Here is a 14,123-nt window from a genome sequence, read left to right as displayed (position 1 = left end):
CACCCATGATGTAAGCGAGCATTTCTGACTATGAGCACCAGCAATACCGCCGATCAAAACCTTTTCGATAACAGTTTATTCGACAGCGATAACCCCTTCGCCAGTTTATTTTCCAAGTGGACCGATTCCTCCGGTTGGGATAGCCAACGCCTGGACGATGAATTCAAAGGTGCCATTGCCAAAGCGTTTAAGGGCACGTCGCCTTTGGAGATGGCATTGGCCTATTTGGACTGGGTTTCGCACCTTGCCATTTCTCCCGGCAAGCAATTAACGCTGGTGCAAAGCTTTTTTAAAGGTCTCTCGCAAATTTGCGTTTATGGCATGCAGGCGGCGGTCAATCCGGATACTCAGGCACCAATGACGACCGAGCGTAAATATTCCGGTGAAGAATGGCAAAAGTGGCCATTCAATGTGCTTGCACAATTGCACCAACTGCAAAAAGCCTGGTTGCGAGAGGCCACCACCGATGTTGAGGGCATTACCGGCAAACACGAACAACTTGTGCAGTTTATGGCCACGGAATTTATGGCCGCGATCTCACCGTCCAACTTTCCGTTGACCAATCCGGATGTGATCAAAGCCACCATGGAAGAAGGTGGCATGAATCTGGTGCGTGGCTGGAAGAACTTCATGAGTGACACCTTTGGCAAAGCCCTTGGGCAGGAGCCACCCAAGAGCGATTTTGTTGTTGGAGAAAACGTGGGTGTGACGCCGGGCAAGGTGATTTATCAAAACGATTTGCTGGAGCTGATTCAATATCAGCCTGCCACGGAAGACGTTGGCGCCGAGCCGGTCTTTATAGTCCCGCCCTGGATCATGAAGTATTACATCCTTGATCTGTCTCCAAAAAACTCCATGGTTAAATATCTGGTGGAGCAGGGCAAAACCGTATTCTTGATCTCCTGGAAGAACCCGGGTGAAGAAGACCGCGACGTATCGTTTATGGACTATCTCAATCATGGTCTGTTCGAAGCCATGGCTGCGGCCAATGCCGTGTGTCCCAATCGCAAACTCAACGCGGTGGGCTACTGCCTCGGTGGCACTATTCTCAGCATCGCAGCAGCACTGATGGCTCGTGAAGAGGATGATCGCCTTAACAGCATAACTCTGTTTGCCTCCCAGGTGGATTTCTCCGAGGCCGGGGAAATCACTCAATTTATCAGTGAATCCCAGTTGATGTTCCTGGAAAAACTGATGTGGAAACAGGGGTACCTGGGCATCGAGAACATGGGTGGTGCCTTTGCTCACCTGCGGGTGGATGATCTGGTATTTGGCCCGGCGGTGGACCGCTATCTGCTCGGCAAGGACATGAAACTCAATGATTTGATGGCCTGGAACGCCGACGGTACCCGCATGCCCTATAAAATGCACAGCGAGTACCTGCGCAGCATGTACCTGAACAATGAACTCTCCACCAACAATTTTAAGGTCAATGGCAAGAACATCAGCCTCGCGGATATTCGCGTGCCGGTGTTCAATGTGGGTACGGAAACTGATCACGTGGCGCCCTGGGCGTCGGTGTATAAGATCAATCACCTGATGGGTGGTCCTGTGACCTTCTGTCTCACCAGTGGTGGCCATAACGCCGGTATCGCCTGCGGCCCCGAGCATCCCCGTCGCCGCTACCGTCTGTCAACGTTTAACGCCGATGACAATTTTGTTGCGCGCGATGACTGGTTTGAAGCGACGGAGGTCACTCAGGGCTCCTGGTGGCCTGCCTGGAATCAATGGCTGGACCAGCGCATAAGCGGCTCCCGCAAGCCGCCTGCCATGGGCGCCACCAAGAAGGGCTATAAACCTCTGCAGGATGCGCCCGGCCAGTACGTATTTGGCTGATTGTTGATTCTCTCTTGCGTCTGCCTCGGTGCCTGGCCTAAGGTTATTAACACAAGGCCAAACCTGAAAACCAAGGCGGACCGCACAGAGAGAATCAGGATGAAGAACTTTATTGCCAATCTGCCCAAGGCAGAGCTGCATCTCCATATTGAAGGTACCCTGGAGCCCGAACTGATGTTTGCGCTGGCCAAGCGCAATCATATCGAGCTGCCCTACGCCAGTGTCGAAGAGGTCCGGGCGGCCTACCGGTTCAGCGACCTTCAATCGTTTCTGGATATCTATTACCAGGGCGCGCAGGTACTGATCGAGGAGCAGGATTTCTACGATCTCACTTGGGCCTATCTGGAAAAGCTGGCTTATCAAGAGGTCCGGCATCTGGAGCTCTTTTTTGATCCCCAAACCCACACCGACAGGGGCGTGGCCTTCTCCACCGTTATCAAAGGTATTCACTCTGCTCTTGTTGAAGGCGGCAAACGCTTTGGTGTCAGTTCCAAACTGATCATGTGTTTCCTGCGTCACCTGGACGAAGACTCCGCCCTGGACACCCTCGAGCATGCCAAGCCTTACCGCCAGTGGATCGAAGGTGTGGGTCTGGACTCCGGTGAGGCGGGTAACCCGCCTGAGAAGTTTCAGCGGGTTTTCGATCTCGCCAGAGAACAGGGTTACCGTTGCGTCGCCCACGCTGGGGAGGAGGGGCCGGCAGACTACATCTGGCAGGCTCTGAAGCTGTTGCATGCGGAGCGGATCGATCATGGCGTGCGCTGTGACGAAGATCCCGCTCTGGTGGATCATCTTCGCGAACAGCAAATTCCCCTGACGGTATGTCCACTATCCAATACCGCTCTTAAGGTCTACCAAACCATGTCGGAGCACAATATCGGCCGGTTACTGCGTGAGGGTCTGTTAGTGACGGTAAACTCGGATGATCCGGCGTATTTTGGGGGGCAACTCAATGATAACTATGAGGCCATTCAGGCCGCCCTGGACCTCAGTGTGGGTGAAATCGTGCAATTGGCCCGTAATGGGTTTGAGGCGAGTTTTTTAAGTGCAGAGGAGAAACAATCCTATTTGGATGCGCTTGACGAGTATGTGTTGACACATCCCGTTGCCGGCTAAAGCAACGGGATACCTGTGATAGCGACGTTTAACCTTCAGCGGCAGTTTGCTGTGCGTAGAACATCGGTCCGCCGCGATACACCGGGAAGCCATAGCCAAATGCATAGACCACATCGATATCGCTGCGGCGCTGGGCGATGCCTTCTTCCAATATCTTCTCGCCTTCGCGAGCCAGGGCAGAGGTCAGGCGTTCAACAATTTCATCGTCGCTGAGTTCACGGCGCTCAATGCCAAACTCCGCCGCTTTGGCAGCAATGAGTTCATCCACTTCCGGATCAGGCTGGCGTGCACGGGTTTCGGGATCGTAACGATAGTAACCGGCACCACTCTTCTGGCCCAGGCGTCCCATTTCTACCAAGGCGTCTGGAATGCAGAAGGTCTTGGGGTCGCCTTTTTGTTCTTCGGTCAGCGCCTCGCGAGCTTTGTAGCCAATATCCAGGCCGGCCAGATCGCCTACCGCCAATGGGCCCATGGCCATACCGAAGTTCTGCATCGCTGCATCCAGCTGTGCCGGAGTGGCGCCCTCGAGCAGACACAATTGCGCCTCACTGCCATAGGGTTTGAGCATGCGATTTCCAATAAAGCCGTAGCAATTGCCGGACAACACAGGCACCTTGCCGATGGTCTTGGCCAGTTTCATGGCCGTCTGGATAACGTCGTCCGCGCTGTGTTCTCCGCGAACAATTTCCAACAGCTTCATGACATTGGCGGGGCTGAAAAAGTGCATGCCCAGCACGTCTTGCGGGCGTGATGTGGCCGCCGCAATCTGGTCGATATCCTGGTAGGAGGTGTTACTTGCCAGAATGGCACCGGGCTTACAGCTGGCGTCCAGCTTCTTAAAGATTTCTTTCTTCAGATCGGGGTTTTCAAACACCGCCTCAATCACCAGATCCATATCGGCGAGATCGGCGTAGTTGGTGGTGCCCTGAATCAGCGCCATCCGCTGTTGTTTCTGATCTTCGTTAAGTTTGCCTTTGCTGACCGTGATGCTGTAGTTCTTGTCAATAATGCCCAGGCCGCGTTCGATGGCCTCGTCGCTGATTTCCACCAGTGTGACCGGAATACCGACATTGGCAAAATTCATGGCGATGCCGCCGCCCATGGTGCCGCCACCAATAATGGCAACTTTGTTAATGTCCCGTGTTGGCGTGTCTTTTGCCAGCCCCTCTACTTTGGCAGCTTCGCGTTCGGCAAAAAACATATGACGCATGGCGGCTGACTGAGGAGACGCTTTACATTCCAGGAACAGCTTGCGTTCCAGTGCCAGGCCTTCGTCCATTGGCAGGGTGACTGCGGCTTCTACACAGCGCACGATATGCTGCGGAGCGATTTGCCCGCGTTTGCGTTTTGCCAACTGTTTGCGGTAGCGGTCGAACAGTTCCGGTTCGGCAGATTCGGCGCTGAGATCCCGGACGCGACGCGCAGGGGCATTTTGCTCCAGCAGCTCTCGGGCGTAGCCGATGGCCGCTTCCTGCAGATCGCCTTCCACCACCCGGTCGACCAGGTTCAGTGCCAGGGCTTTTTCTGCCGATACCGGACTGCCACTGGTAATCATATCCAAAGCCGCTTCGGCGCCAGCCAACCTGGGTGTCCGCTGGGTACCCCCGGCACCGGGCAAGAGTCCGAGATTTACTTCGGGCAGCCCGACCTTGGCGCTCTTGACTGCGCAGCGATAATGACACGCCAGTGCAGTTTCAAAACCTCCGCCCAGAGCAGTGCCATGAATGGCCGCCACAATAGGTTTGCCGGAGTTTTCCAGCTGCTCCAGCATATCGGGCAGGGAAGGATCCTGCGCCGGTTTGCCAAACTCGCGGATATCGGCCCCGGCGATAAACGTACGGCCTTCGCACATCAGCACCAGAATCTCACTGGCGTCATCCTGCGCCTGCTGCACAGCTTCAATCACACCCACACGCAGGGCGTGCGAAAGCGCATTTACCGGTGGATAGTTAAGGCGGATAACACCGATGTTGTCGATCAGTTCATAGCTAACAATGGACACAATTACTCTCCTGAATTCATACCGCGTGCGCGTTACCAGAATTTAAGTATGGACGTTCTGCCGGCACGCGTTTACAGACGCTCGATAATGACCGCAATACCCTGGCCGATACCGATACACATGGTCGCCAGGGCGTAGCGTCCACCGGTACGTTCCAGCTGGCGCAACGCCGTTAGAACAATCCGCGCGCCACTGGCACCCAGTGGATGACCAATGGCGATTGCGCCCCCGTTGGGGTTCACCCGCGGATCATCGGCGGCGATTTCCAGCTGCTTGAGGCAACCCAGCGCCTGGGCGGCAAAAGCTTCGTTAAACTCCATCACATCCATATCGGCGAGGGTCAAACCCGCGCGCTGCAATGCCTTGCGGGTGGCCGGCACAGGGCCCAGTCCCATCACGCGGGGTTCTACTCCGGCAATGGCGGCGCTGACGATTCGGGCGCGAGGTTCAATGCCGGCGCTCTTGCCTGCCGCTTCGCTGCCCAGGATCAGTGCCGCGGCACCGTCGTTAATACCGGATGCATTTCCGGCGGTCACAACCCCGCCCTCAAACAGTGAGCGTAGTTTCGCGAGACTTTCCAATTGCGTGGCAGGGCGGGGGTGTTCGTCGGCATCGACACTGACAGGCGGTCGCTTGCGCCCCTGGGAAACTTCGATGGCAATCATTTCCGGTTCAAAGAACCCGGCTTCGCGAGCGGCCTCGTACTTGGACTGGGATGCCAGGGCAAAGAGGTCGCAGGTGTCGCGGTCGATATTCAGATCCGCCGCCACATTGTCAGCGGTTTGGGGCATGGTGTGGCCACCAAAGCGGGAAATGATTTCGGGATTGGTAAAGCGTGCGCCCATGGTTGAGTCCGCCAGCTCCTGGCCGCGATCCCAGGCGCTGGCGGCTTTGGAGATAACCAATGGCGCACGGCTCATGGATTCGACCCCACCGGCGACAAACAGCTCGCCCTCGCCACTCTTGATGCAACGCGAGGCATCTAATACGGCTGCCATGCCTGAGCCACACAGGCGGTTAAGGGTCAAGCCTCCTGCACTGACAGGCAGGCCGGAGATCAAACCGGCGTGGCGGGCAACATTGCGACTGTCCTCACCGGCCTGGTTGGTGTTGCCGATGATCACATCTTCGTATTGATCGGGGTTAAACGGGGTTCGCTGCACCAGCGCCTCAATCACCCGCGCCAGCAGGTCATCAGGGCGAACAGGGGCCAGGCTACCGCCGTGGCGACCAAACGGTGTGCGGGCACCGTCGTAGATATAAGCTTCGGACATGGGGCTACCTCCTGAAAAGTCAGGGGCACTTTATATCAGAAGTAGCACTTCAGTTCCACTCTGCGGAACTTTGGTTTAAAAGCGAGAGGCTTAAAAACGAACGTTTGAATGTCAGTAGCGGATAAGCATGGCTTCGATATTGCGGACCATGTTTTTGAGCTGTGGGGCGACTTCCTCGCGAAGATAATCCGGTGACAAACGATAAGCAGGACCGCCGGCATTAAAGGCGTAGATGATCCCTTCGCTCATCACCAGGGGCACAGACACGCCGTTCACATCGCGGTCCCAATCTCCAAATGAGTAGCAGTAGCCGTGCTCCCGATAACTGTTCACCGCTTCATCGATTCCGGCCTTGAGCACCGGCCATTGGTCACCGGCCTTGCGCTCCATATAGCCCTCCAGGTATTCCCGCTCTTCATCGCTCAGCCCGGCCAGATAGGCCCGCCCCGCGGAGTTCTGTGCAATGGGAACCCGGTCCCCAACCTCCATGCGAAAGGTACGCACCTCTTCGGGGGCCTGATATTCCACATAGATCATTTCCAGGCGATCCCGATCCGCCAGCCCCACCGCTGTACCGGTGGCTTCGGCCAGGTCCTGCATCAGGGGTTTGGCTACCTGGCGGATGGCCAGATTGGACACAAAGGCATAACCCAGGGCCAGCACACCACTGCCGAGTTGGTACTTGCCCAAGCGCTCGGAATAGGTGAGGTAACCCAGTTTGGTCAGGGTATAGGTGAGCCGGGAGATGCTGGATTTAGGCAATTGGGTACGTTCGGCGATCTCCTGGTTGCCGAGAAAGCCGTCGCCAGGCTGGAACGCCCGCAAAACATCCAGGCCACGGGCCAGTGCTTCGATAAATTTGCGTTCCGAAGTGTCTTCGCGATCGCGTGGAAGGCCATTGATGGTGCTCATAGAAGTTGTCAGTTGCCGGCTAATTGGCGCTGATCATACAGGATTTGGCCGGAGTTTGTTGCCTGGTCTGCCGAGATTATCGCTCGATGCCTCTAAAGAAGGGTGAACAATGCGGTAAGACGAACAGTGTAGCTCACAGTCCTCTGGATAGCGCGTTCTGTTCTAAGAACCTCATGGAATAGCATCTATATTTGTAATTGCAGCTCCACCTTTTTTTGCGCAAAAGGGGAAAGCCATGAGTGATCTGGACGATGTGCTAACCGGCATCATGCTGGCCATGGAGAAGGCCCACGAACTCACCAGTCTTTGGGAACTGGATACTACCAGCCGTCAGGCCGATTTGTTGTGTATGTCTTCCATGCTCAGAGCCGAGGAGGGCATCGAAGATTACCTGCTGGTATCGGCCAAAGAGATCGCCTCCCTGATCCTGGACGCGGGCCAGCGGGTCTACTCTCAGTCGGCCGAGCATATTGACCGCGACTTTGGTGATCTCTACATCGAGTCTATGGAGCCGGTCCAGGCCAGCGACTTCTACGTGATAAAATACAACAAGGTGCCGTTTCCGTTTGAGCTGTCTCACCGTCCCCGAAGCCCTAAGGTCAGTGATCTTGAACGCAAGATTACCCGCAACATCACTCACGAGTTGCTGACTCCGATTAACTCCATGCAGGGGCTCAACGAGCAACTCAGCGAAGCACTGCTGGACGACAGCAGCCGCGAGATTCTCAGCCTGCACACCGAATCCTGTTCCAAGCTCAAAACCCATCTCTCCGACATTGTTAATTACTTCAGCCTGAGCAGCACGGAATCCCAGTCTTACAATCGAGAGAACTTTGATCTGGCAGAGACAATGTTTTCCATTTCCTCAAAGGCCAACCGCAGTATTCTGGAGGGCCACCGCCGTTTGAAGTTCCACTTGGAGTGTTCCTTCGGCAGCGAATCGGCGCCGGTGCGGGGGTACCCGCTGTTGCTGGAACAAGCTCTGCTGCAATTAATCGAGAACGCCCTCAAATTCACCCCGGATGGTGGTGAGGTGAATGTCAACTGTGACATTGTGGAAGATCGCTTGCTGCGGTTTCGGGTGAGTGACAATGGCTGTGGCATTTCCGAGAGTGATCAGCACATTATCTTCAGGCCGTTCATACTCGGCGATATGTGCGATACTCGCACCAAACGCGGCATCGGCCTGGGGTTGGCGTCGGCATTGGAGTGCGTGATCATAATGAGTGGCAACGAACATGCGCACATTTACGTGGATTCCGCACCGGGAGAGGGAGCGTCTTTCACCTTTGAGTTGCCCTACGAGAAATCCAGCTATCAAAGATCCGAACATGCAGGGGGGCTCGACCTGCCTAAAGACGAGACCGAGTATTTCATACTGGTGGCGGAGGACAATCCCACCCAACAGATGATAGTTGATCGTTTAATACAAAAACTCGGATTCCATTCCATGGTGGTGGAAAATGGCGTGGAGGCGTTGGGCGAATACATCCGCGGCGATACCAAGTACGATCTGATCCTGATGGACATTCAAATGCCGGGCATATCAGGACACGAAGCCACGCGCATGATTCGCAAGCACGAAAAGGAATTGGGTTGGGATCGAATCCCCATTGTAGCCATTACGGCCAATATCGAAAAAGAGGTTCACAGCGAATCCTTACGCTGTGGCATGGACGGACATTATGGTAAACCCGTAACCCGCGTCGTCTTGGACGAGCTTATTCGCAAGGCGTTGCTCGGTATCAGTCTCTGATCTTGATCCATGTCAAAGTACCTCTTTGTAGGCATAGGTAATATGCAAAAAGTTATATGCCCGCAAAACTCACAAGGACAATAAACTTTCCGGGTACTGAATGTGATTGATCAGGTCGGTACCACCACATGCGTTTTAGCTTTACCAAATTTCGCCATCTTTCCTTAACCACTTCTCTTTTATTGGTCACAGTTCTCCTTTCTCTCGCCACTTACACGGTGGTGATGCTCGGTACCGACTACCGCAATCACAAAATGATGCTAAAGCGAACTCTGCACCTGATTGAACGGGATATGCATGTGTTGCAACCCCAGGTGGACGAAGTGCTGGCGCTCTATGGGTGGGATGCGGCAGAGCATCATCTGGCGGCATTTTCCAAGGTTGATGAGATTCTGCGGGCTGTGGTGGTGGATGACGATATGAGTGTTCAGGCCAGCGATCAGCGTCTGGTGCGCAATCGTATCATACCGGCTTTACCTCCACAGTTTGACTCTCGCAGCGCAAACGCAGCAATTCAGGAAAACCGACTGATAACTCACATCGACGGAAATAATCTGCGTATCGGTGCCTACTTTCCGCAAGCCATTCCTCCTCACCGCTCAGGTTCCAATGCGGGCTCTGTGGGTGTGACCTTCGTGCTTTATGATCTCACCCGTTTTTCAGACGAAATGCGCAAGGAGCTGCAGATGCAGCTGGTGTTGGTCTTGGGGGTTGGTTCTTTGGCGCTGTTGGCGCTCCTGTTCTATGTGCGAAGAACCATAACACGTCCGCTGACGTTGCTGGCCAAATGGGCAGACCGTATGGCAGCGGGGGAATACGATAAACGTTTGCCCGAAACCGGAGGGCGTGAAATCGTCAAGCTTGCCGGGGCCGTCAATCAATTCGCCGCATCTGCCAATAATTTTAAACAGGATATCAATCGTCGCCACGAACGCCTGCAGGCCTATCTGGAAAGCGGTGTGGTGGGTATGTTGGTGATCGATCCGGAAGGTCGCATTCAGGAAATGAACGGGGTGCTTACCGATATCAGTGGCTACACCGAAGACGAACTATACGCGGAGGTCTGGCTGGAGCTCTGTCATCCGGAAGATCGCAAGGGTTTGTATGCGCTGTGGCGTCGAATACTGGCGAAACCGGGCAAAGAAAGATCCCTGGAATTTCGTCTTTGTGATAAAGCCGCCAATGTCCACTGGATTGATGCGGTTGCCAAGTATGAGCAGGGTAGCGGTGACCAGGCCGGTCGGGTATTGGTGTTCTTGCGGGATGTTACCTTGCGCAAGAAAAACGAGGCAGACCTGCGCCTGGCCGCTGCCGCTTTTAATACTCATGAGGCGATTGTGATCACTGACGCTACGGGTAGCATTGTGAAGGTCAATCAGGCCTTCACGGATATCACCGGCTATGAGCCCCATGAGGTGTTGGGTAAAAATCCCAATATGTTCCAATCGGGCCAACACGACAGAGCGTTTTACGCAAGAATGTGGTCGGATATTCGCGACAAGGGTGTTTGGAAAGGTGAGATTTACAATCGTCGCAAAGGGGGCGAGATTTACCCCGAGTTTGAAACCATTATTGCGGTCAAGAACCCGCGCGGTGAGGTGACTCAGTACATCGCCTTTTTTGAAGATATTACCCAGCGTAAGAATGCGGAGCAGCGCATTCAACAGCTGGCCTACTATGATGAGCTGACACAGTTGCCCAATCGTCGCTTGCTGAATGAACGGCTTGAGCAGGCACTTGCGAGCGCACAGCGTCACAACCACCTTGGCGCTCTGTTGTTTGTAGACTTGGACCATTTTAAGGATGTGAACGATTCTCTTGGTCATTTGGTAGGGGACAAATTGCTATATGAGGTGGCTCAGCGTTTGGCGCAGCATACTCGTAAAGAGGATACCTTAGCTCGTCTGGGCGGAGATGAATTTGTCTTGCTGGTGCACTGCAAAGAGGATCCAAGGGCGGCAGCCGCAGAGCAAGTCCGACAATTGGGTGAGCGCATCATAGCCGATATCGCCAGGCCCTATTGTATTGAAGGGCATACGCTGCGCATCAGTGTGAGCATCGGTATCAGCTTCTTCCCCTCCGACTCCGACAATCTTGCTGATTTATTGCGTCAGGCGGATACGGCAATGTATCAATCGAAAGATTCCGGTCGCGGTGTGGTTCGGTTTTTCTCGGAAGATATGCAGCATATGGCGGATCGTCGATTGTTGATGCGCAACGATCTGCGGCGGGCATTGGAGTTGGAGGAGTTTGAGCTCTATTTCCAGCCACAACTTGATGTGCTTTCCGGGTTACCTGTCGGGGCGGAATGTCTGATTCGCTGGCGGCACCCCAAGCAGGGTTTTATTCCTCCGTCAGATTTTATTCCTGCCGCCGAAGAGAATGGCATTATTGTCGAAATCGGTGAATGGGTGTTGAAAAAGGCGTGTCAGCAACTAAAACGGGTGGAGGCACATAGTTGCGGGCGGCAGGCGTTGCAACTTGCGGTGAATATCAGCCCGCTGCAGTTTCACAGCAATGGCTTTGTAAAAACTGTGAAGGAGATTGTTGACTGCTATGAGGTGGATGCCCGGCATCTGTGTTTTGAGCTGACGGAGGGTATTCTGGTCCAGAATATCGATCACGCGGTGGATATTATCCGTGACCTGAAGGCCATGGGAATCAGTTTCGCGATCGATGATTTTGGTACCGGTTATTCGTCACTGGGGTATTTAAGCCGGCTGCCATTGGATAAGATTAAGGTGGACAAGTCATTTGTGGATCAGGTGCCCGGGGACCCTCAGGGAGTGACGGTGGTTGAGACGATTCTGTCCATGTCGCAGCATCTCGGTGTCGATGTGATTGCGGAGGGGGTTGAGTCTGAGGAACAGTTGGTGTTCTTGAGCGAACGCTATTGTCATTCTTATCAGGGGTATCTCGGAGCTCGGCCTATGCCCCTGGATCAGTATCTGGCGTTCTTGAATGAGAAGTTGGGGATCGCAAGCCGTGGAGATGCTGTGGTGGTGCCTTTGCGTGGAGACTGAGTATCAGTTACTGTTGTCCGCCCATTTGGCCGTGCAACCAATCCTGAATGGCGATCAGTGATTCAAGACGGGGCATGGTCCCCAGTAGCTCTCCCACGTTTCCCCAAGGGTATTGTGCCTGCCCTAGCCAATCCAGGACTTCGTTCTGGTGTCGTGGCTTCAGCCTGATCATATGGTCCGTGCTAATGGCCAGCTGGTTGACCTTGGCGGACTCATTGTAAGTAAACAACCATTCGTAGGTACCGCACCCCACATAGACTTCGGCGCCTTTCCTGGCGGTCATTGTTGTTAACCAGGGGCAGTGGAAAATATTGGAGCCCGTGTTGTCCGGTGGATGGGAAAGGCAGAACGTATAGATATTCTCGAAACGTTGGTTGAATTCCTGGCAGAGCAACGTGGTAATGTCGTCCGCTCCTATCAGTTCCGAAGGGTAGGGCAACAGCGAGCGGTCCCAGCTTACTCTTACAAAAGAAGAGGCGCTGAAAATTTGTCGAGCCAAGTGAGGCTTGTTGTCATCCTTGGCACGAATGTAGGTTCGTACAATGCTCGCGTTACGATGCGCTGTGGAATCCATCATATGCATACTTCCGGTTGCGCCAGCTACAAAATATTCAAGGCACTGAGTATAGACCTGGCCCCTAATCCCACAGACACCAAAAGCACCACGCCCCCAAGTGTGTTGGCCAGCAGGCCGTTGGTGTACTTGCCCAAAAGAGTTTTCTGGTTCATGGCGAACAACAAAAAGCCGGTGATAATAGGTAACAGCAATCCATTGGCAAACTGAGCGGAGAGTATAATTGTCAGCGGCTTGATGCCGGTCATTGCCAGTAGGCTGCCACACACCAATACCACCATGCTAATGGTTCTGAAACGACCGGTTTGATTACTCTTGCCAAAACCCAACACCTCTGACATGGCGTAGGCGGTTGCCAGTGGCGCCGTGATGGCGCTGCTCAACCCTGCCGCGAAAAAACCAATGCCCAACAGATACTTGGCGTAGCTGCCAAACAGGGGTTCAAGTTGAACGGCCATATCGGCTCCGCCCCTGACGGCCAGACCGCTGCCAAACAAGCTGGCCGCCGCGGTGGACACCACCAGAATGGCAATAAGACCGCCAAAGCTGAGAGAGAGGTAGGTGTCTGCGCGTGCTTCACCCAGGGCCTGTTCTCCGCGCCAGCGGTTTTTAACGGCAGAGGCATGCAGGAACAGGTTGTAAGGCACAACCGTGGTTCCGATTAAGGCAACAACCGTAAACAATCCTTCAGCGGGAATCGTCGGAGTCAAAAGCCCACTAAACAGAGCGGACCAGTCAGGTTTAACCACCAGGAAAGTCGTAATAAACGACAGCCCCATGATTACCACCAGGGTCAGGAGTGCTTTTTCGATCTGTTGATAGTTGCCGCGCCAGAGTACAAATCCCGCGCCCAGCGCAATGGCGCCGATAGAGAGGCGATACCAGTGCGGGTCTTCACCGGTCAAGGCCTGAATACCAAGTGCGGCCCCGGTCAAATTGCCCGCTTCGTAAGCGCAATTGCCCACAAACAGAGCGACGGAGATCAAGGCAAAGAGGGGCCATTTAAGCAAGGAGTCCCTCAGGCTGTAGGCGAGGGCTTCTCCCAACCCTTTTTGGGTGATGGTTCCCAGGCGGGCGGCCATCTCTTGAAGAATAATGGTAGCCAAGGTGGCGAAAACCAATGCCCACAACAGTGCATAACCGAAGTTGGCACCGGCCAGGGTGCAAGCAGTAATGGTGCCTGGTCCAATAATGGCGGCGGCCACCATCACCCCCGGACCGAGATTGCGCAGTCGGGCGCTAAGCTGCGCCAGTGGCGAGACGCCATTAAGTGGTGCTGTGGTACAGGCAGTTTTTTGTTGAGATTGCATACAGATACCCTTGAATCGCAGTTCGTCTATCTAACTCGACGGATGTTGTTTAATTATTTGTGCGAACCTGCGTTCTCATGGGTTTATTGGCCAAATGTTGGGAAATTCAAATATTTGCGTCGGTTTATGAGGTTGAGAGGGTGGCAAGGGGAGGGAATCTCCACGCGAGACCCGCCTGAAGATTCCCCCACAGCCCAAAAAAACCGGTGAATCGAGAGATTTGTCCTTCTATCAGGCGTATTTTCAGGGTTTACCAACCACTTATTTGCAGAATCCACGATAAACTGACAACTTTTTTTCGATTGCGGCCATTTGCAAAT

General features: G+C 54.2%; 9 protein-coding genes. 4 read left to right on the top strand and 5 right to left on the bottom strand.

What is annotated here, in order from left to right; translation table 11 throughout:
* The first annotated feature begins 30 nt into the window (after positions 1–30).
* Together HBA55_RS28820 and HBA55_RS28815 are read left to right on the top strand one after the other, a co-directional pair.
* The gene (locus HBA55_RS28820; protein WP_166998648.1) at positions 31–1,836 is read left to right on the top strand and encodes a PHA/PHB synthase family protein; all 1,806 of its coding nucleotides are present in this window, start codon (positions 31–33) and stop codon (positions 1,834–1,836) included.
* Between the two features lie 99 nt (positions 1,837–1,935).
* Positions 1,936–2,952 (top strand): adenosine deaminase, encoded by a 1,017-nt coding sequence (locus HBA55_RS28815; RefSeq protein ID WP_166998645.1) that lies wholly within the window; start codon positions 1,936–1,938, stop codon positions 2,950–2,952.
* 28 nt (positions 2,953–2,980) lie between these two features.
* Here HBA55_RS28815 and HBA55_RS28810 read toward each other — a convergent pair whose 3' ends face one another.
* The 3 genes from HBA55_RS28810 to HBA55_RS28800 form a co-directional block, all read right to left on the bottom strand.
* Positions 2,981–4,954, bottom strand: a complete 1,974-nt coding sequence (locus HBA55_RS28810) for a 3-hydroxyacyl-CoA dehydrogenase NAD-binding domain-containing protein (RefSeq protein ID WP_166998643.1) — start codon at positions 4,952–4,954, stop codon at positions 2,981–2,983.
* A gap of 71 nt (positions 4,955–5,025) precedes the next feature.
* Entirely contained in the window at positions 5,026–6,228 is a 1,203-nt protein-coding gene (locus HBA55_RS28805; protein ID WP_166998641.1) for a 3-oxoadipyl-CoA thiolase, read from the bottom strand.
* 111 nt (positions 6,229–6,339) lie between these two features.
* Complete coding sequence (locus HBA55_RS28800; RefSeq protein ID WP_166998639.1) at positions 6,340–7,140, bottom strand: IclR family transcriptional regulator; 801 nt, start codon at positions 7,138–7,140, stop codon at positions 6,340–6,342.
* Positions 7,141–7,375: 235 nt separating this feature from the next.
* Here HBA55_RS28800 and HBA55_RS28795 point away from each other — a divergent pair, with 235 nt between their 5' ends.
* Together HBA55_RS28795 and HBA55_RS28790 are read left to right on the top strand one after the other, a co-directional pair.
* On the top strand, positions 7,376–8,896 hold the full coding sequence (locus tag HBA55_RS28795; protein WP_166998637.1) for a hybrid sensor histidine kinase/response regulator: 1,521 nt from the start codon (positions 7,376–7,378) through the stop codon (positions 8,894–8,896).
* A 128-nt stretch (positions 8,897–9,024) separates the two neighbouring features.
* On the top strand, positions 9,025–11,919 hold the full coding sequence (locus tag HBA55_RS28790; protein WP_166998635.1) for an EAL domain-containing protein: 2,895 nt from the start codon (positions 9,025–9,027) through the stop codon (positions 11,917–11,919).
* A 7-nt stretch (positions 11,920–11,926) separates the two neighbouring features.
* Here the strand turns inward: HBA55_RS28790 and HBA55_RS28785 are convergent, their stop codons facing one another.
* Positions 11,927–12,496 carry a hypothetical protein gene (locus HBA55_RS28785; RefSeq protein ID WP_166998633.1) on the bottom strand — a complete coding sequence of 190 codons (570 nt, stop codon included), beginning with the start codon at positions 12,494–12,496 and terminating at the stop codon, positions 11,927–11,929.
* A 23-nt stretch (positions 12,497–12,519) separates the two neighbouring features.
* A complete protein-coding gene (locus HBA55_RS28780) occupies positions 12,520–13,803 on the bottom strand; it encodes an Nramp family divalent metal transporter (protein WP_240946346.1) in 1,284 nt (427 codons plus the stop codon).
* Positions 13,804–14,123 lie beyond the last annotated feature (320 nt).

Source organism: Pseudomaricurvus alkylphenolicus (genome assembly GCF_011683955.1).
GTDB lineage: Bacteria > Pseudomonadota > Gammaproteobacteria > Pseudomonadales > Cellvibrionaceae > Pseudomaricurvus > Pseudomaricurvus alkylphenolicus.
Note: the sequence above shows the minus strand (reverse complement) of the source record. Positions and strands in the feature narration are given on the sequence as shown.